Annotated in this window: 14 protein-coding genes and 2 pseudogenes; 8 read left to right on the top strand and 8 right to left on the bottom strand. The window is 64.7% G+C overall.

All coding sequences use genetic code 11. The features are described from left to right. Window positions 1-30 precede the first annotated feature (30 nt). A complete protein-coding gene (locus P5704_013535) occupies window positions 31-2,994 on the bottom strand; it encodes a PAS domain S-box protein (protein WOF77087.1) in 2,964 nt (987 codons plus the stop codon). Window positions 2,995-3,310: 316 nt separating this feature from the next. On the opposite strand from P5704_013535, the gene desA reads away from it, so the two are divergent. Continuing rightward, complete coding sequence (desA, locus tag P5704_013530) at window positions 3,311-4,501, top strand: delta-9 fatty acid desaturase DesA (protein ID WOF77086.1); 1,191 nt, start codon at window positions 3,311-3,313, stop codon at window positions 4,499-4,501. A gap of 124 nt (window positions 4,502-4,625) precedes the next feature. After that, window positions 4,626-5,624, top strand: a complete 999-nt coding sequence (locus P5704_013525) for a sensor domain-containing diguanylate cyclase (protein WOF77085.1) — start codon at window positions 4,626-4,628, stop codon at window positions 5,622-5,624. A gap of 26 nt (window positions 5,625-5,650) precedes the next feature. Here the strand turns inward: P5704_013525 and P5704_013520 are convergent, their stop codons facing one another. After that, the gene (locus P5704_013520; protein WOF77084.1) at window positions 5,651-6,055 is read right to left on the bottom strand and encodes a VOC family protein; all 405 of its coding nucleotides are present in this window, start codon (window positions 6,053-6,055) and stop codon (window positions 5,651-5,653) included. Between the two features lie 98 nt (window positions 6,056-6,153). Here P5704_013520 and P5704_013515 point away from each other — a divergent pair. After that, window positions 6,154-6,653 (top strand): annotated as a pseudogene (locus P5704_013515) (DDE-type integrase/transposase/recombinase). 201 nt (window positions 6,654-6,854) lie between these two features. Here P5704_013515 and P5704_013510 read toward each other — a convergent pair. Both P5704_013510 and P5704_013505 read right to left on the bottom strand, forming a co-directional pair. Beyond that, window positions 6,855-8,261, bottom strand: a complete 1,407-nt coding sequence (locus P5704_013510) for a gluconate:H+ symporter (protein ID WOF77083.1) — start codon at window positions 8,259-8,261, stop codon at window positions 6,855-6,857. A gap of 66 nt (window positions 8,262-8,327) precedes the next feature. Further along, a complete protein-coding gene (locus P5704_013505; protein WOF77082.1) occupies window positions 8,328-9,278 on the bottom strand; it encodes an SDR family oxidoreductase in 951 nt (316 codons plus the stop codon). A gap of 189 nt (window positions 9,279-9,467) precedes the next feature. On the opposite strand from P5704_013505, the gene P5704_013500 reads away from it, so the two are divergent. The 5 genes from P5704_013500 to P5704_013480 all read left to right on the top strand — a co-directional run bounded on the left by P5704_013500 (window position 9,468) and on the right by P5704_013480 (window position 13,805). Further along, the gene (locus P5704_013500) at window positions 9,468-10,178 is read left to right on the top strand and encodes a FadR/GntR family transcriptional regulator (protein ID WOF81232.1); all 711 of its coding nucleotides are present in this window, start codon (window positions 9,468-9,470) and stop codon (window positions 10,176-10,178) included. A gap of 63 nt (window positions 10,179-10,241) precedes the next feature. Beyond that, on the top strand, window positions 10,242-11,108 hold the full coding sequence (locus P5704_013495; GenBank protein WOF81231.1) for an NAD(P)-dependent oxidoreductase: 867 nt from the start codon (window positions 10,242-10,244) through the stop codon (window positions 11,106-11,108). A 2-nt stretch (window positions 11,109-11,110) separates the two neighbouring features. Next, window positions 11,111-12,382, top strand: coding sequence for a four-carbon acid sugar kinase family protein (locus P5704_013490; protein WOF77081.1), 1,272 nt, complete (start codon window positions 11,111-11,113; stop codon window positions 12,380-12,382). Continuing rightward, entirely contained in the window at window positions 12,379-13,020 is a 642-nt protein-coding gene (locus P5704_013485; GenBank protein ID WOF77080.1) for an aldolase, read from the top strand. The genes P5704_013490 and P5704_013485 overlap by 4 nt, the downstream gene beginning before the upstream one ends. A 5-nt stretch (window positions 13,021-13,025) precedes the next feature. Next, window positions 13,026-13,805: a hydroxypyruvate isomerase family protein gene (locus P5704_013480; protein WOF77079.1), complete on the top strand. Its 780-nt coding sequence runs from the start codon at window positions 13,026-13,028 to the stop codon at window positions 13,803-13,805. Here P5704_013480 and aguA read toward each other — a convergent pair. The 4 genes and pseudogenes from aguA to P5704_013460 form a co-directional block, all read right to left on the bottom strand. Then, window positions 13,802-14,902, bottom strand: a pseudogene (gene aguA, locus P5704_013475) (agmatine deiminase). The gene P5704_013480 and the pseudogene aguA sit on opposite strands and share 4 nt — an antisense overlap. 93 nt (window positions 14,903-14,995) lie before the next feature. Beyond that, window positions 14,996-15,877 carry an N-carbamoylputrescine amidase gene (gene aguB / locus P5704_013470; protein ID WOF77078.1) on the bottom strand — a complete coding sequence of 294 codons (882 nt, stop codon included), beginning with the start codon at window positions 15,875-15,877 and terminating at the stop codon, window positions 14,996-14,998. Window positions 15,878-16,009: 132 nt separating this feature from the next. Next, window positions 16,010-16,660 (bottom strand): TetR/AcrR family transcriptional regulator, encoded by a 651-nt coding sequence (locus P5704_013465; protein WOF77077.1) that lies wholly within the window; start codon window positions 16,658-16,660, stop codon window positions 16,010-16,012. Window positions 16,661-16,733: 73 nt separating this feature from the next. Beyond that, complete coding sequence (locus tag P5704_013460) at window positions 16,734-18,110, bottom strand: glutamine synthetase family protein (GenBank protein WOF81230.1); 1,377 nt, start codon at window positions 18,108-18,110, stop codon at window positions 16,734-16,736. Window positions 18,111-18,143: the final 33 nt, after the last annotated feature.

Raw genomic sequence — 18,143 nt, 5'->3', positions numbered from 1 at the left:
TTTGCGTGCGCGTCCGCTTATACGGAAGCATCAGGATTGATCTTGCGCCAGCGGCACGACTGGCAGTTCGCACCAGAAACAGGCGCCTTCACCGAGCTCGGAATCGAAACCGATCCGGCCGTGCATGTGTTCGATCAGTTCCTTGCTGATGGCCAGGCCCAGGCCGGTGCCTTCCTTCTGGCGGCTGTCGGAGGAGTCGGCCTGGGAGAATTTCTGGAAGATCCGTGTGTGGAATTCGGGGGCGATACCCGGTCCCTGATCCCGTACCGAGATTCGTATCCAGCCGTCGCACCGCTCGCTGGCGAGCGAAACAGTGCCACTCCGCGGCGAGAATTTGACCGCATTGGAGATGAGATTGGCCAGTACCTGCTGCAACCGATCGTCGTCTGCCATCAGCTGGACATCCGGCGTCGGCAGCAGCTCCAGTGCGACGCCGTGTTTGGTGGCATAGCCCTGATTGGCGGCGATCGCCTGTTGCAGCAATGCCGGCAGCGCATGCGCGCGAACGTCGAGGGTCATCTTGCCGGCGACCAGCTTGTCGATGTCCAGCAGATCGTCCACCAGGCGTCCCAGACGCAGGCTGTTCTGGTGGGCGATGTCGATCATCTGGCGCATGTTCGGCGAAGGCTCGCCGAGCGCACCGCCGACGATCAGGCCGAGGGCGCCGGAGATCGAGGTCAGTGGCGTACGCAGCTCGTGGCTGACGATGGACACCAGTTCGCTCTTCATTCGCTCGATGCGCTTGCGCTCGGTGATGTCGCGCACCAGGCCGATGAACCGGCGCTCGCCGTGGTGGTTGATCTGCGAGACGCGCAGTTCGATGGTGAAGGTTTCGCCGGTACGGCGCAGGGCGGTGAGTTCGCGGTTCTGTTCCAGCGCCCGAGGAATGCCGCGTCGCTCGTAGGTCTCCAGATAGCTGTCGTGGGCGGAGCGGTCCGGTTCGGGCATGAGCATCGACAGGTTGCGGCCGATGACCTCTGCGGCGCTGTAGCCGAAGATCTGTTCGGCGGCGTGGTTGAAGGTCTCGATGATGCCGCGGGCGTCGATGATGATGATGGCGTCGATCACGTTGTCGATCAGCATGCTCAGGTAGCGCTCGCGCTCCTGCATCTCTTCCTTGGCCAGTGCCTGGTCGGTGACGTCCCAGATGAAACCGTCGCACCAGCCGACCGGGTCGTCGCGTTCGCGCAGTACGCGGGCCTTTTCGCGCACGTAGACGGTCCGGCCTTCGGCATTGATGAGCCGGTAGATGCCCTCGAAGGTGTCCTGCTCGGCGTGTTGCCGGGCCAGCTCGAGGTCGTCTGGGTGGATCAGGTTGGCGTAGCTGCGCATGCGGTCGCCAATGAAATCGCTGGCCGGGTAGCCGGTCAGGCGTTCGATGCCGTTGCTCAGATAGCTCATGCGCCGGCGGCCGTCGTTGCGGCAGCGGTAGACCACGCCCGGCAGGTTGCCGACCATGGCGCGGTAGCGGCTCTCGCTCTTCTGCAGCGCGCGGGTGGCTTCCATCAGTTCGGTGATCTCGGTGACGAAGCCGTGCCAGAGCACGGTGCCGTCAGGGCGACGTTCGGCGGTGGCACGTCCCTCGGCCCAGAGCAGGCCGCGTTGCGGATGCTGGATGCGGAATTCCACCGAGCCGGTCGTCGACCGCGCGGCCAGGCGCAGCAGCGCGGCTTTCAGCCGTGGCAAATCCTGCGGATGAACGTGCGCCAGCGCCTGGGCAGCATCTACCAGTAGCCGCTGCGGGTCGATACCGTAGAGGTCTCGTGCGCCCTCGCTGACATAGAGGAAGGCATAGCGGCCGTTGGCGAACCGCTTGAGCTGGAACACCATGCCGGGCAGCAGGCTGGCGATTTTCTGCGCGCGGTCGAGCAGGCGCTGGCGGCGACGGCCCTGCTGTTGCTGGCTGAACTGATGCTGCAGCTGCGCGCCGATGCGCCGTTGCAGCAGCACCGCCAGGGTCAGCAGCAGCGCCTCGGCGATCAGCCAGGCCAGACTCCATTTGAGCAACAGCCGGCGTTCGGCCTGCTGGTGCTCCTGCTGCATCGCGCTGATATCGCGCCAGACCAGCGCCGCTGCCAGCAGCGGCGCCGATGGCTGGGCCCGGCGGTCGCTGTGCAGGGGAATCTGATTGAGCATATAGGTGCGACCGTCGGCACTCAGCAGGCGCAAGGCCAGGCCGATCTCCGGCTCGGGCAGCATGCCTTGCTGCGCCCAGTGCAGAATCTGCGTCGCCGAATGCTCGATCAGCAGCCAGTCGCCGTCGCTGCGCAGTTGCACGCCGCTGGGGGCTTCCACGTCGGCTGCCTGCAGTGCCTGGCGATTGACCATCAGCGCCAGTCCGGCGGCCAGCTGGTCGCCCAGCTCGGGCAGTTCCGGCAGCACGTTGTAGCCGACTTCCAGGGCGCCGATGATCTCGCCGGACTCGCTGTCGGTTGCACGCAACGGAACGATGGCACGACTGCTGGCGCCGAGCGCATTGACCTCCATGCCGTACTGCATGCTGCCTTCGCTTATCGCGCGGCGCAGCATTGGGCGTTGCGCCGCCATTGCGTCACCGAAGCGCTCCGGTTGCTGCATGCGCAGCAGGGCGACCCCGGCGTCGCTCCAGAAGATCTGCAACTGCAGTGCGCCGTGGCGTTGCATGGCGCTCCAGGCCGGGCTCAGCGCGGCACGCAGACGCTGGCGTGCCAGTTCGATGCGCGCATCGTCCATGGCCCTGCCATCGCGTAGCGCCGTATCGATCTGGCGTAACTGGCGCAGCACTTCGGCATTGCCAGCCAGCGCAGTGGCGACCATGTCGGCCTGACGCCGCTGATTGAGCTGCGCGCTCTGCAACGCGAGGCTCTGCAGTTCGCCGTGGGTGTCGATTTCCAGGTGCCAGGCGGCATCGCGCGCGCGGTAATCGTTGAACGCCAGGCTGCCGAACAGCAGCACCAGCAGCAGGCTGCCGAGCGCGAAGATCCAGTGGGGGGTGGTGATGCCGGCGTTCGTCATCGGCGGGCCGGCCAGTGGCGCGAGGTGCTGCGCTCGCCGTACGACGTTTGCATGAGCCGCAACTTTCCAGGGCAAAAAAGAAACAATGATAGCTCTATGCTAGTACGGCCGGTAGCGTCTTTCGGGAACGCACGTCAGCCTTGCGCTACGTACCGAAGCGTAGCGATTGCAGCCGAATCTGGCTAAAAAATCACCAGCTTTTAGACGGTCGGTCGGGCCGTTTCCTAGACTCGCCGACGCCTGGTGTTAGGCTGAGGCCAGGTGAACGTCAGCGGAGGTCGTTGGCGCACCGTTCTGCAAGAGGCACCCCGTTATCATGTGGCACACCGGTTTACTCGACCTGTCGGTCTGGCAACTCATCGCGACCACGCTGCTGCTGACTCACGTCACCATCGTCAGCGTCACGGTCTATCTGCACCGTTACTCGGCGCACCGCTCGCTGGAGTTGAATCCGGCGCTCAAGCATTTCTTCCGTTTCTGGCTGTGGCTGACCACGGCGATGAACACCCGCGAGTGGACCGCCATCCACCGCAAGCACCACGCCAAATGCGAGACCCCCGATGACCCTCACAGCCCGGTGCAGAAGGGCCTGAGCACGGTGCTGCGCAAGGGCGCCGAGCTGTACATGGAAGAGGCGAAGAACGAGGAAACCCTGCGCATCTACGGCAAGAACTGCCCGGACGACTGGATCGAGCGCAACCTCTATTCGCGTTTTCCCAATGTCGGCATCGTACTGATGCTGCTGATCGACCTGGCGCTGTTCGGCGCGCTCGGCCTGACCGTCTGGGCGGTGCAGATGATCTGGATTCCGTTCTGGGCCGCCGGCGTGGTCAACGGCCTCGGCCATGCGGTCGGCTATCGCAACTTCGAATGTCGCGATGCGGCGACCAACCTCGTGCCCTGGGGCATCCTCATCGGCGGCGAGGAGCTGCACAACAACCATCACACCTATCCGAACTCGGCCAAGCTGTCGGTGCGCAAATGGGAGTTCGACATGGGCTGGGCCTGGATTCGCCTGTTCAGCCTGCTGCGGCTGGCCAAGGTCAACCGTACCGCGCCGATCGCCCACCGCATCGAGTGCAAGCAGCAGCTGGACATGGACAGCGCCATGGCGATCCTCAACAACCGTTTCCAGATCATGGCGCAGTACCGCAAGCTGGTCATCGTGCCGCTGGTGCGCCAGGAGCTTGGCCGCGCCGACGCCACGCTGCGTCATCAACTGCGCCGCGCCAAGCGTCTGCTGGCGCTGGAGCCGAGCCTGTTGCAGCAGGATCAGCAGGCGCACATCGACGACATGCTGGCGCAGAGCCAGTCGCTCAAGGTGATCTACGAGAAGCGTCTGGCGCTGCAGCAGATCTGGACGCGAACCAGCTCGAACGGCCATGAAATGCTGGCGGCGATCAAGCAATGGGTACACGAAGCGGAGGTCAGCGGCATCCAGTCGCTGCGCGAATTCGCCGAGCATCTGCGGACCTATTCACTGCGCCCGTCAGTCGCCATCGCCTGACCTTCCATCGGCTCAAGCACAAGGCCTCCAGCCGGCCGGAACTTTGCTTCTGGCCGGCTCTCTGAACAGCATTCTCAATATGCAGTACTGTCGCAATCGCGACGGTCGTTTCAGGAAGAAGGCTATGCGGCTGGCGAGTGATCTGGGTGATTCGGGTATGGGCATGCCACCGGGCGGCGATGCGCAGACATTGCTGGCGCTGATGCATGCGCGCGCGGAGGCTGCCCGTCTGGGCGAGCGCGAGCAACTGTTCAGCACCCTGTTGGGCGGCGTCAATGCCGTGCTCTGGGCGTTCGACTGGCAGGCGCAGCGGATGATCTACGTCAGCCCTGCCTACGAGCGCATCTTCGGGCGCTCGCCGGCCCTGCTGCTGGCCGATTACGGCGAGTGGCGCAACGCAATCTATCCGGATGACGTCGAGTTTGCGCAGAAGAGCATGCTCGCCGTGCTCGATGAGGGCGCGGTGGAAACCCGCGAGTACCGCATCATCCGCGGTGACGGGCAACTGCGCTGGTTGAGCGACAAGTGTTTCCTTGGCCGCCGTGCCGATCGTGGCCAGGGCCCGATCATCGTCGGTATCGCCGAAGACATCACCGAGAAGAAGCAGCTCGAAGGCGAACTGCAGCGCCTGGCCACCACCGATGTGCTGACCCAGAGCAGCAACCGCCGGCACTTCTTCGAATGCGCTCGCGCCGAGTTCGAGCGAGCGCGGCAGTTCGCTTCTTCGCTGGCGTTCCTGCTGCTGGATATCGATGACTTCAAGCGCATCAACGATACCCACGGCCACCAGATGGGCGATCAGGTGCTGCAGAAGGTCGCTCGTTGTGGTGCCTCCGTGCTGCGCCAGAGCGATCTGTTCGGGCGTATCGGTGGTGAGGAATTCGCTGCGGTGCTGCCGGGCTGTCAGCCGGATCTGGCCGAACAGATCGCCGAACGCCTGCAGCGCGAGATCGAGCGGGTGGTGTTCACCGCCGAGAATGGCGAGCGCTTCCGTGTCACCGCCAGCCTGGGTCTGACCTCCCTGAAAGCCAGCGATCTCGAGCTGAGCAGCGTGTTCGCCCGCGCGGACGCGGCGATGTACACCGCCAAGCGCCTGGGCAAGAACCAGGTGATCGTCGGCTGAGCTGACTGGCGGGGTGTTCGATCGGTTCAGTTGGCCAGCTCGTCGTAACCACGCTCAGTGAACTGCAGCAGGCAGAAGCCATGGCCGAACGGATCGGCCATGAGCGCCAGTTTGTGGCCAACCTGAGTCGCTATCGGCTGCTCCAGCCGTGCACCCTGGGCGATGGCCCTGGCGGTCGCGGATTCGATGTTCTCGACGACGAAATCCAGGTGCAGCGGCGTCCAGTGCCGCGCGTAGTCGCGGTGCCGAGAGCCGTCCGCTGTGGCGGCGCTGCCAGCGGTCTTGTGCAGCAGATAGATTGGCGTCGGACCGCCGAGCATTTCCACGGCGAAAGTGCCGAGACGGCGGCCGACCCGCAGGTCGAACACCGATCCGTAGAAGTCGACGGCCCGTTCCAGGTCGTCGACGTCGAGGTTGACCAGAAACTCCATCGAACCTCCTCCTGCCTGGCTGGCAGGCTCAAGGCCAGCGTTTCAGCGCGACAGCGGTGCCGGCTGCTGCTGGGTGATGCAGTGGATGTTGCCGCCGCCGACCCGGCCACCGCGTGACGGGCAACCGCCAGCAGAACTCGGACGGCGCCGGCTGGGAGTTCGTCCGTGTAGCCATCGATGATGCCAGCCGAATAGCGTTCAGCTCCCTGCATCCCGATGAGCGCGGCACCAGCGCCTGCGGCGCGCTTCTTCAGGCGCTGCGCTACTACCGGGGCCTCGGCTTACTCGCATCATGACTGACAATGGCGTCTGCTGCCGATCCAAGCGCTTGCGCCGCCTGGTGCGCAGACTTGGCTTGCTCCATCTATGGACCAAATCCTACAGGCATCGCACCAATGGCAAGGCCGGACGCTTCATCCAGACTAGCTTGCGTGAGTGGGCATACGTCTGCAGTTATGACACTCCAGAGCAACGTGCCGCTCACCCGCTACCTTGGCTGCATCAATACAACTGGCACAGACCTCATGCCAGTCTCGGTTACCCACCTCCCATCAGCCGCGCTCCACTTCCTCCGGTCAACGCGGGTTTACACAGCTAGCAGCCACAGCCGCCAGTTCAAGAGCGAGCTGCGCGGGTGGCTCGCGCTTTTTACGCCAACCGTGACTGCAGAGCGATGGATCGACAAGGCGTGTCCACCCTGCGCCGTGCGAATGGGCAGGGTGAGCAATGGCCGGAAGGCTGTTGCCGACCTCCTGGCCAGGCCAGAGCCGTGCTGGCTGGTGGTCGACGTCGGCGGCCGTTAGCCGAGAATCGCGTTGAACAGCAGAAGGGTGAGCAAGGAGCTGAGCCAGCCGAGCGTGGTTGGAACCGACCAGGTGAGCAGCTGGTGCTTGGCATTGGTCACTCCGAGCATGCGGTTGACGACCCAGAAATAGCTGTCGTTGAAGTAGCTGAATACCATCGACCCGATCGCCGCTGCCTGGGCGGCGAATACCATGTTGACATCGGGTATCGAGGCCAGGATCGGCGCGGAAATGGACGCGCCGGTGATCATCGCCACCGTACCGCTGCCTTGGATCAGGCGCACCAGCGAAGCGATCACGAAGGGAATCAGCACGGCCGGCAGTGGCAGCGTGGCCACCCACTCGCCCATGTACTGGCCTGCACCGCTGTCGCGCAGCACCGCACCCAGCGCGCCGCCGGCACCGGTCACCAGCAGGATGATGCCTGCGCTTTCCACGCCCTTTTCCATATGCGCGATGACTTCCTCGCGCGGACGCCGTGGCACCAGGCCATACAGCGCAGCCAGCACTCCGAGCCCGACGGCGATGACCGGGTTGCCAACGAAAGCGATCGTTTGGCCGAACAGGCTCTGGGCGAGGGTGCTGTCACCGTTGAGCTTGGTGATCGCGACGATCAGGGTGTTGGCGAAGATCAGCAGAATCGGCAGCAGAATCGGCAACATCGACAGCCACAGCGGTGGCAGTTCGGCCTCGCGGGCATCGGCACGCTCGAGCACATCGCGGTAGGCTGCGGCCGGCTCGAGCGGTGCCTGGCCGCTCTGGGCGATCATCGCCTCGATCCGCGGGCCCATGATGCGGGCATAGGCCACCAGCACGAACATGCCGGGAAGGGTGAACACCATGCCCCAGAAAATCATCAGCCCGACGTCGACGTTGAAGATCCCGGCGATGCCCAGTGGCCCGGGAGTCGGCGGCACCGCATGGTGGGTCAGCATCAGGCCGGCGGCCAGGGCGATACCCAGGGTAAGCATCGATTTGCCGGTGTTGCGCGACAGTGCACGGACCAGCGGGTTGAGGATCACGAATGCCGAATCGCAGAAGATCGGTACCGAGACGATGTAGCCGGTAACCATCATCGCCCATTCTTCGCGCTTGCTGCCCAGCCAGCGCACGAAGGTGTAGGCCATTCGCTCGGCCGCGCCGGAGACTTCCAGCAGGCGGCCCATCATCACACCGAAACCGATCACCAGGCCGATGGTCGACAGCGTGGCACCGAATCCGGTCGTGATGGATTTGACCAGCGCATCGGGCGCCATGCCGCCGACCAGGCCGGCGATCGATGCGGCGATGATCAGCGCCAGCAGGGCGTGGATACGGGTCTTGAGCACCAGTACGATGAGTACGATGATGGCCAGGACCAGGCCCACCATCAGCTGTGGGCCGGCGATAGCAGTTGCGTCCATTGGAAATTCCTCTTGTTGTTATTGGATGGCACGACGACGCCCCATGGCGCCGTCTGGGTCAGCGATTCATGTCGCGCTGATATGAGCCCTCACCACGCTGTCGAAATCCGCATCGACGCGAAAGCCCAGCTGCAGCGGTCTCTGGATGTCGAAGTCACCGGGCCAGCTGCAGACGATGCGCTGCACCCGCTCGTCCGGCTCGAAGCTGACCCGTGCGCGCGCCGCATCGCCGCCGATGCGGGCGAGGCTGTCGAGCATGTCGCTGACACGCACGCTGATGCCGGGCAGGTTGAGCGTGCGGCGTAGGCCGAGCGCCTGGCCATCGAGACGCGCGGCATGGACCAGGTTGTCGATCACGGTCTGTGGCGAGGACAACCACAGGCGGGTTTCGAGCGGCACTGGGCAGTTGCTCGCTTCGCCCGCCAGCGGCTCGCGCAGGATGCTGCTGGCAAACGACGAGGCGGCGGCGTTGGGCTTGCCGGGGCGCACGGAAATCGTCGGCAGACGGCAGACCCGGCCATCGACGAAGCCCTTGCGCGAGTAGTCGTTGATCAGCAGCTCGGCCATCGCCTTCTGCGCGCCATAGGACGATTGCGGCAGCGGTGCGAGGACTTCGGAAACCTGCTCGGGCATCGGCCCGCCGAACACCGCCAGCGAGCTGGCGAAAACGAAGCGCGGCGTTTGCCCCTGCTGGCGGCATGCCTCGAGCAGGGCACGGGTCGCATCGAAGTTGACCCGCATGCCCAGGTCGAAATCGGCTTCGGCCTGGCCGCTGACGATTGCGGCCAGATGGTAGACCAGGGAGATGTCAGGACCTATCAGCGAGGTGATGAAGGCTGGGTCGGCGATGTCGCCGGTGTGCGAGACCACGCGGGGATCATCGATTGGGCAGGCTGCCAGGTCGGCCGTGACGAGGGTGGCGCCGGCTGGCAGCAGGTCGCTCGCACCGGGCGCCAGCAGCGCTTCGATCAGACGGGTGCCGAGAAAGCCAGCGCCGCCGGTTACCAGGATCTTCATGTCTGTACTCCGTTTCAGGAAATATCCGAAGCGTCCTGTCGAACGCCCGTATTCTTGTTATCGACGAACCAGGTGACAGCTAGTTGTCATGTTGTATGATGAATTTAATGTGGACGCAACCGTTGGCAATGTTTCTTTTGCCCGCAGCGTGGCAAAAGTCGCAGCGGTTGCCAGGAGATCCGAGTGGATATGCTGAACGACACCACCCCCAGACTCGCCGAACGACTGGCCAAACGCCTGAGTGCGGCGGTTCATGAAGGCCAGCTGGCCGCCGGCAACCGGCTGCCCACCGAACAGGCCTTGTGCGAACAGTACGGCGTCAGCCGCACCGTGGTACGCGAAGCCATTTCGATGCTCAAGCGCGAGGGCATGCTCACCTCGCGGCAGGGCAGTGGCACCTTCGTCGTGCCCAATCCATCCGTGGCACTGCGCTTGTCTCCGCCTCAGGGCAACTTCGAGGCGGTGGTCGAAATCCTCGAGTTGCGCAGCGCGCTGGAGATCAAGGCCGCCGAGCTGGCTGCGGCGCGGCGTAACAATGCTCAGCTGCGGGCGATGCGCAATGCCCTGGCCGAGCTCGACGAGGCGGTCGAGCGGGGCGAGAACGGCGTGCGCGAGGACCTCGCCTTTCACCGCGCGGTAGTCGCCGCCACAGGCAACCAGCACTTTCTCGAAACCATCGATTTTCTGCACCAGCTGCTGCAACAGGCGATCAGCGTGACTCGCCGCAACGAAGCGCGTAATGCCCAGTACATGCGACAGGTCGATCAGGAGCACCACGCGCTGCTCAACGCGATCGCTGTCGGTGACAGCGAGGCGGCACGACGTGCTGCCTCCTCGCACTTGCGCAACGCCGAAGCCCGCCTGCGCGAAGCGCGAAGCGAGGCCGACGCATCCGGATAACAACCACAAGAGGATTCACCCGTGACAGCGATATCCAGTATTGGCGTGGTCGGCCTGGGCTCCATGGGCCTGGGCATGGCGCGCTCCCTTTGGCGCGCCGGGTTGCCGGTATGGGGCTATGACATCCGCGAGGACGTGCGTCAGGCCTTCGCCGCCGAAGGAGGCCAGCCGGTGGTCGCGCTGGGCGATAGCGCGGCGCTCAGCGATCTGCTGTTCATCGTGGTGGTCAATGCCGCCCAGACCGAGCAGTTGCTGTTCGGTGAGCAGGGTATCGCCTCGCGGTTGCGCCCGGGCACTGTGGTGATCGCTTGCGCGACCATCTCCGCTACAGCGGCGCGGCGCCTCTCGGCACGGCTGGCCGAGCAGCAGGTGATGATGCTCGATGCGCCGATTTCCGGGGGTGCGGTGCGTGCCGCGGCAGGCGAGTTAACGATGATGGCCTCGGGGCCGGCTGCTGCCTTCGAGCGGGCGCAAACGGCCCTCGCGGCGGTCGCTGCCAAGGTCTATCGGCTGGGCGAGGAGGCGGGGCAAGGGTCGCAGATCAAGCTGGTCAATCAGCTGCTTGCCGGGGTTCACATTGCCGCGGCGGCCGAAGCCATGGCCTACGGCATCCGCCAGGGCTGCGATCCCAAGGCCCTGTACGAGGTGATCAGCCACAGCGCCGGCAATTCCTGGATGTTCGAGAACCGCGTACCGCACTTGCTGGCCGGCGATTATCGGCCGCGCTCGGCAGTGGACATTTTCGTCAAGGATCTGGGCCTGGTGCTCGACAGCGCCCAGGATGCGGTCTTCCCTCTGCCGCTGACCGCCAGCGCGCATCAAATGTTCAAGCAGGCATCGGCCGCCGGGCTGGGACGCGAGGACGACATCGCCGTAGTGAAGACCTTCCCCGGCATCAGCCTGCCTGCTGCGGCCAACGAGGAGATTTGACCATGCCTCTGATCGGATGCATTGCCGACGATTTCACCGGAGCAACCGACCTCGCCAGCATGCTGGTACGTGGCGGTGCCCGCACCGTGCAGACCATAGGCGTGCCGTGCCGGCCATTGGCGCTGGGCGAGGCCGACGCGCTGGTCGTGGCACTCAAGTCACGCAACCTGACACCCGAGCAGGCGGTCGCGCAATCGCTGCAGGCATTGGGATGGCTGCGCCAGCAGGGCTGCCAGCAGTTCTACTTCAAGTATTGCTCGACCTTCGACTCCACCGCCGAGGGCAATATCGGCCCAGTCAGCGATGCGCTGCTCGACGCGCTGGGCAGCGACTTCACCGTGGCCTGTCCGGCCTTCCCGGAAAACCGCCGCAGCGTATTCAACGGCTACCTGTTCGCCAACGATGTGTTGCTCAACGAAAGCGGCATGCAAGACCATCCACTCACGCCCATGCGCGACGCCAACCTGCTGCGCGTGCTGCAGCCGCAGACACGTTATCCGGTCGGCCTGATCGACTACCGAACGCTACGTGCCGGTGTCGAGGCGACCCGTCAACGGATCGCCGCGCTACGCGCCGACGGTATCGGCATCGCCATTAGCGACGCCATCGACAACGAGGATCTAACCGTGCTCGGCAGTGCCTGCGCCGACCTGCCGCTGGTTACCGCCGGGTCCGGGTTGGCGCTGGGAATGGCCCAGGACTGGCAGGCCAGGGGGCTGTTGCAGGCCAACGGCGAAGCCAGCCGGCTGGAGCCAGGCTGGGGACGCCAGGCGATTCTCAGTGGTAGCTGCTCGCGGGCGACCCTCGGTCAGGTCGAGCAGGCTGCAGCGGTCTATCCCGCCTTCCGCCTGGAGGCCGCCGAGCTGATGGCTCGCGGCGACGCGCTGGTCGGCGAGGCGCTGGCCTGGGCCTCCGGGCATCAGGGGCCATTGCTGATCTACGCCAGCAGTCCGGCCGACGAGGTACGCCGCGTGCAACAACAGTTCGGCGCGCAGCAGGTCGGTGAACGCATCGAATCGGCCCTGGCCGAGATTGCCCGCGCGCTGGTCGAACAGCAGGGCGTGGGCCAGTTGCTGGTCGCCGGTGGCGAAACCTCCGGTGCGGTGGTCGGTGCGCTGGGCATCGAAGGTTTGCGCATCGGGCCGAGCATCGACCCCGGCGTGCCCTGGACCCAGACGCTCGGCCAGGCCGGTCGGCCGCTGGCGCTGGCGCTCAAGTCCGGCAACTTCGGCAGTGCCGATTTTATGATCAAAGCATGGGAGATGCTGGCATGAGCAAAGAAAGCGCACTGCGCGAAGAGATCGTCGAGATCGGTCGCTCGCTCTATCTGCGTGGGCTCAGCCCGGGTTCCTCGGGCAATATCAGCGTGCGTCTGGACGATGGCTGGCTGCTGACGCCGACCAATGCCTGCCTCGGCCAGTTGGATCCGGCCGACATCGCCAAGCTCGACTGGCAGGGCAACCACCTGGCTGGCAAGCCCGCATCCAAGGAAGCCTTCCTGCACCGCGCGGTCTACGAAGGCCGCGAGGGTTCGGAGGCCATCGTGCACCTGCACTGCACACATTCGGCAGCGCTGTCCTGCCTCGATTGCCTGGACGCGTCCTCATGCCTGCCGCCGCTGACGCCTTACTTCGTCATGCGCGTCGGTCGGTTGCCGCTGATCCCGTACCACCGGCCCGGTGATCCGCAATTGGGCGAGGCGATTCGTGGTCTGGTCGGCCAGCACAGTTCGGTGTTGCTCGCCAATCATGGGCCGGTCGTCTCGGGCAAGAGCCTGGAAGCGGCGACCTACGCCATCGAAGAGCTCGAAGAAACCGCCAAGCTGTACCTGCTGCTGCGCCAGCAGCCGGTACGTACGCTGAACGACGAACAAATCGACGAACTGCGCCAGACCTTCGGCGCTCAATGGTGATTGCCATGCCACGCTTCGCTGCCAACCTCAGCATGATGTTCAACGATGCACCCTTTCTGGAGCGCTTCGGTCGCGCCGCCGCCGCCGGTTTCCAAGGCGTGGAGTACCTGTTCCCCTACGAATTCGCACCGGCGGAGCTGGCCGGGCGCTTGGCCGACCATGGGCTGGAACAGGTGCTGTTCAACCTGCCGCCGGGTGACTTCGCCGCCGGCGAGCGCGGTATCGCCGCGCTGCCGGGCCGCGAGGCGGAGTTTCGCGAAAGCGTCGATCGCGCCATCGAATATGCCCGCGCGCTGGGCTGTCCCAGGCTGCACGCGATGGCGGGGCTGGTGAGCGATGAAAACCTGCGCCCGCGCATGCGCGAGGTCTATCTGGACAACTTGCGTTACGCCGCGCGGCGACTGGCCGAGCATGACCTGACCCTGTTGATCGAGCCGATCAACAGCCGCTCGATTCCGGGCTACTTCATCAATCGACAGGTCGAGGGTCATGCGATCCTGGCCGAGTTGGGCGAACCTAATCTGCGTGTGCAACTGGACCTGTTTCATGCGCAGATCATGGAGGGCGATCTGATCGCCGGTTTCCAGCGCTTCTGCGCCGGCGTCGGGCATATCCAGATCGCTGGGGTGCCGGATCGGCACGAGCCGGACCTCGGTGAAGTTAACTACCCGTACTTGTTCGCCCTGCTCGACGAGGTCGGCTACGACGGCTGGATCGGTTGCGAGTACAACCCGCGCGGCTTGACCGAGGACGGCTTGGGCTGGTTCGCCCCTTGGCGACGCTGAGCCGGCAGCGGCTGCTGCTGGGTGATGCAGTGGATGTTGCCGCCGCCGAGGAGGATCTCGCGGCCGGACACCATGGCGACCTGATGCTCGGGAAAGAGCTGCGCCAGGATGCGCTCGGCTTCGGCGTCCAGCGGGTCGCCGAAGGCCGGGGCGATGATGCCGCCGTTGACGATGAGAAAGTTCACGTAGCTGCCGGCCAGTCGTATCGACGGGTCGCGCGGCTGGCTGCCATCCAGGGCGAGCACACCGGCGCATTCTTCAGTGGTCGCGTGCAGCGGGCCGGGGATCGGCATCTTGTGCACCGTCAGCGCGCGGCCCTTGGCGTCGCGAGTGCTCTGCAGCACGGTCATGGCCGCCTGACAGCGCGCGAAGTTGGGGTCGTTCGCGTCGTCGGTCCAGGCCAGCAGCACTTCGCCCGGGCGTACGAAGCAGCAGAAGTTGTCGACGTGGCCATCGGTTTCGTCGTTGAACAGGCCGTGCGGCAGCCAGATGATGCGGTCGACCGCCAGGTGCTCGCGCAGCACCGCCTCGATCTGCTCGCGGGACAGATGCGGATTGCGGTTGCGATTGAGCAGGCACTCCTCGGTGGTGATCAGCGTGCCTTCGCCGTCGACGTGGATCGAGCCGCCCTCGAGCACGAAGCCCTCGGTGCGGTAGCGGTCGCAGTATTCGATCTCGAGGATCTTGCGTGCCACTTCGTCGTCGCGCTGCCAGTCAGCGTAGAGCCCGCCGTCTTCGCCACCCCAGGCATTGAACGTCCAGTCGACGCCGCGCAGGCCGCCTTGGTCGTCGATGACGAAGGTCGGCCCGGTATCGCGCACCCAGGCGTCGTCGCTGCTCAGTTCCACCACGCGGATGCGCGGATCGTCCAGTGCCGCGCGGGCAGCGAGGTACTGCTCGGCGCTGGCGCAGACGGTGACCGGCTCGAAACGGGCGATCGCCTTGGCCACGGCGGTGAACGCGGCCTGCGCGGGCGCGCCGTTGTCACGCCAGTTGTCCGGGCGTTGCGGCCAGACCATCCAGGCCTGGCTGTGCGGTGCCCATTCGGCGGGCATGAAGTAGCCGTCTTGGCGGGGCGTAGAGCTGAGGGTGGTCATGGCTGAGATCCTGGTAGGGTGGAAAACGGCCGCAGGCCTTTTCCACCATGTGCGTCCCTGGTGGAAAACGCTGCGCGGTTTTCCACCCTACGTTCATTCCGACGGCGTTTCACCGTCCAGGGTCTTGATCGAGCCGTACAGGTTCGGCCGGCGATCACGGAACACGCCCCAGGCGCTGCGGATGTGTTCCAGCTGGTCGAGGTTGAATTCATGCACCAGCACGCCTTCGCTGGTCTGGTCCATTTCCTCGACCTTGGCCCCGAACTGGTCGGCGATGAACGACGAGCCGTAGAAGGTGATGTCGTAGCCGTCCTGCTCTTCCTTGCCGATGCGGTTGCTGGCGATCAGCGGCATCAGGTTGGCGCCGGCATGGCCCTGCTGCACACGCTGCCAGTGGTCGCGCGAAGTGATGGTCGGATCGTGCGGCTCGCTGCCGATGGCGGTCGGGTAGAACAACAGTTCGGCGCCCATCAGCGCCATGCTGCGTGCGGTCTCGGGGAACCACTGGTCCCAGCAGATGGCCACGCCGATCTTGGCGTAGCGGGTGTTCCACACCTTGAAGCCGGTGTCGCCGGGATTGAAGTAGTACTTCTCGTGATAGCCGGGGCCATCCGGGATGTGGCTCTTGCGGTAGACGCCGAGCAGCTTGCCGTCGGCATCGATGATGGCGATGGAGTTGAAGCGGGCACGTCCGGCCAGCTCGAAGAAGCTGATCGGCAACACCACCTGCAGTTCGGCGGCGACCTTCTGGAAATGCTGGATAGCCGGATTTTGCTCGACCGGCGTGGCCAGCTGCAGGTACTCGGCATTGGGCTTCTGGCAGAAGTAGGGTGTCTCGAACAGCTCCTGGATGAGAATGATCTGCGCGCCCTTGGCGGCGGCCTCACGCACCAGTTTGTCGGCATTGGCGATGTTGGCCTGGCGATCCCAGGAACAGGCCATCTGGGTGGCGGCAACGGTAACGACTCGGGACATGGAAACCTCGCGGCTGCGGTTGAAAGGGCGGCGGCTATCGAAGGCGCAAATTTATTCGATAGTTATCCGGATTGATAGTGCCATGAATGCCTTGGTGAACGAGCTGGCTAACCGTTTATCGATATTTATCGATCAGTAGTTCGGCGATTCACGCTTCGGCAAGCACGGCGGCAGATACAGATTAAGGTAGGCATCGAATACGCGCAGGCCTTCCTCGGCCATGCGCGGCGTCAGGCTGCCGTACAGCTGTATGGATCGAGCATAGACGCGGTCGCCGAGTTCCACGGCCATGGCGAACACATCGATGTCCTGCGGCAGCGGCGGCAGGGCGAAATGCCGTTCGAACACGGCCTGCATGGCCTGGCCGAGTTCCAGGTCCAGACGCTGATCGGTCTGCGTCACCTCGCCAAGGCCATGCTGCACCAGGATCAACTGGCGGGCGGCGCTGTCCTGCTCGTAGATCCTGAGCATGCGTTGTTCGATCAGCCGCGACAGGTCGCGCCAGCTGGTCAGGCTCTGGTGATCGATGGGCTGCTCGAGGCTGGCCCTGAACATCGCGTGCACATCCGCCGTCAGCGCCGCGAGCAATGCCGGTACGCCGGAGAAGAAGTGGTAGACGGAAGAGGGCGGGATGCCGGCACGCTCGGCCACCGCGTATACCGACAGCGTCGCGGCGCCCTGCTCGGCGAGCAGTTCGCGGGCGCTGGAGAGAATCTGCCGGATGCGCGCCTGGCTGCTGGCGCGCGGGCGGCGACTGGGCGTCGCGGGGTTGGGCTTGGTCATCGGCGTATTTGATGCCAGCCCGGCGGCGGATGCAAACCGCCGTGGCGGTCGCCCCGAGCGCGCGGGCCTGCGGCTAGACGGTATGCAGATACCAGTTGTATTCCAGGTCCGAGATCGAATGCTCGAACTCGGCCAGTTCGCTCTCCTTGCAGGCGACGAAGATATCGATGTAATCGGGGCTGATGTAGCGCGCCATGATCTCGCTGTCGTCCAGCTCGCGCAGGGCGTCGCGCAGGTTGGTCGGCAGGCTCTGCTCGACCTGCTCGTAGGAGTTGCCCTCGATGGGGGCATCCGGCTCGATCTTGTTGGTCAGGCCGTGATGCACCCCCGCGAGAATGCCGGCGAGCAGCAGGTAGGGGTTGGCGTCGGCGCCGGCGACCCGGTGCTCGATGCGTACCGCGTCCGGGCTGTCGGTCGGCACGCGCAGTGCCACGGTGCGGTTGTCCATGCCCCAGCAGGGCGCGTTGGGCACGTAGAACTGGGCGCCAAAGCGGCGGTAGGAGTTCACGTTGGGGCAGAGAAAGGCCATCGAGGCCGCCATGGTCTGCTGCAGGCCGCCGATGGCGTGGCGCAGCGGCTCGCTTTCCAGCGGATTCTCGGTGGCGAATATATTGTTGCCCTTCTTGTCGAGCAGCGAGATGTGCACATGCAGACCGTTGCCGGCCTGGCCCGGGTAGGGTTTGGCCATGAAGGTGGTGTCCATCTCGTGGTCGTAGGCGATGTTCTTGATCAGGCGCTTGAGCAGCACTGCGTAATCGCATGCCTTGATCGGATCGGCGACGTGGTGCAGGTTGACTTCGAACTGCGCCGGGGCGCTTTCCTTGACGATGGCGTCGGCTGGAATGCCTTGCTCCTTGGCGCCTTCGAGAATGTCCTGCAGGCAGTCGACGTACTCGTCGAGATCGTCGATCAGGTAGACCTGGGTCGAGTGCGGGCGCTTGCCGGAAATCGGCGAGCGCGGCGGTTGCGGCCGGCCGTTGATGTTCTCCTGATCGATCAGATAGAACTCGAGTTCGAAGGCGGCGCAGATGGTCAGGCCCAGCTCGTCGAACTTGCTCACCACCTGGCGCAGCACCTCGCGCGGGTCGGCGAAGAAGGGATCGCCGTCACGCTCGTGCATGGTCATCAGCAGCTGCGCGGTGGGGCGCTTCTGCCAGGGTTCCTTGCACAGCGTGTTGGGAATCGGGAAGCAGGTGCGGTCGGAGTCGCCGATGTCCATGCCCAGGCCGGTGCTTTCGACGGTGATGCCGTTGATGTCGAGGGCGAACAGCGAAGCGGGGAGGTTGATACCCTTTTCGTAGACCTTGTGCAGGCTGGCGCGCTCGATGCGCTTGCCGCGCACGACTCCATTCATGTCGGTGATCAGCAGATCGACGTACTGAACCTCCGGATGTTCCTTGAGAAATGCGTTAGCTTCGTTGAGCTGAACGGCACGCGGCGGGGCCATGATGAATTACCTTAATTGTTAAAAATTTCAATCATC

Source organism: Pseudomonas sp. FeN3W (assembly GCA_030263805.2).
GTDB classification, from domain to species: domain Bacteria; phylum Pseudomonadota; class Gammaproteobacteria; order Pseudomonadales; family Pseudomonadaceae; genus Stutzerimonas; species Stutzerimonas stutzeri_G.
The sequence above is the reverse complement of the archived record's forward strand: the minus strand, read 5'-3'. Positions and strand labels throughout refer to the sequence as shown.

Coding starts and splice junctions, on each gene's coding strand:
- P5704_013535 (WOF77087.1), bottom strand. CDS start 2,994: ATGACGAACGCCGGCATCACCACCCCCCACTGGATCTTCGCGCTCGGC.
- desA (WOF77086.1), top strand. CDS start 3,311: ATGTGGCACACCGGTTTACTCGACCTGTCGGTCTGGCAACTCATCGCG.
- P5704_013525 (WOF77085.1), top strand. CDS start 4,626: ATGCGGCTGGCGAGTGATCTGGGTGATTCGGGTATGGGCATGCCACCG.
- P5704_013520 (WOF77084.1), bottom strand. CDS start 6,055: ATGGAGTTTCTGGTCAACCTCGACGTCGACGACCTGGAACGGGCCGTC.
- P5704_013510 (WOF77083.1), bottom strand. CDS start 8,261: ATGGACGCAACTGCTATCGCCGGCCCACAGCTGATGGTGGGCCTGGTC.
- P5704_013505 (WOF77082.1), bottom strand. CDS start 9,278: ATGAAGATCCTGGTAACCGGCGGCGCTGGCTTTCTCGGCACCCGTCTG.
- P5704_013500 (WOF81232.1), top strand. CDS start 9,468: ATGCTGAACGACACCACCCCCAGACTCGCCGAACGACTGGCCAAACGC.
- P5704_013495 (WOF81231.1), top strand. CDS start 10,242: ATGGGCCTGGGCATGGCGCGCTCCCTTTGGCGCGCCGGGTTGCCGGTA.
- P5704_013490 (WOF77081.1), top strand. CDS start 11,111: ATGCCTCTGATCGGATGCATTGCCGACGATTTCACCGGAGCAACCGAC.
- P5704_013485 (WOF77080.1), top strand. CDS start 12,379: ATGAGCAAAGAAAGCGCACTGCGCGAAGAGATCGTCGAGATCGGTCGC.
- P5704_013480 (WOF77079.1), top strand. CDS start 13,026: ATGCCACGCTTCGCTGCCAACCTCAGCATGATGTTCAACGATGCACCC.
- aguB (WOF77078.1), bottom strand. CDS start 15,877: ATGTCCCGAGTCGTTACCGTTGCCGCCACCCAGATGGCCTGTTCCTGG.
- P5704_013465 (WOF77077.1), bottom strand. CDS start 16,660: ATGACCAAGCCCAACCCCGCGACGCCCAGTCGCCGCCCGCGCGCCAGC.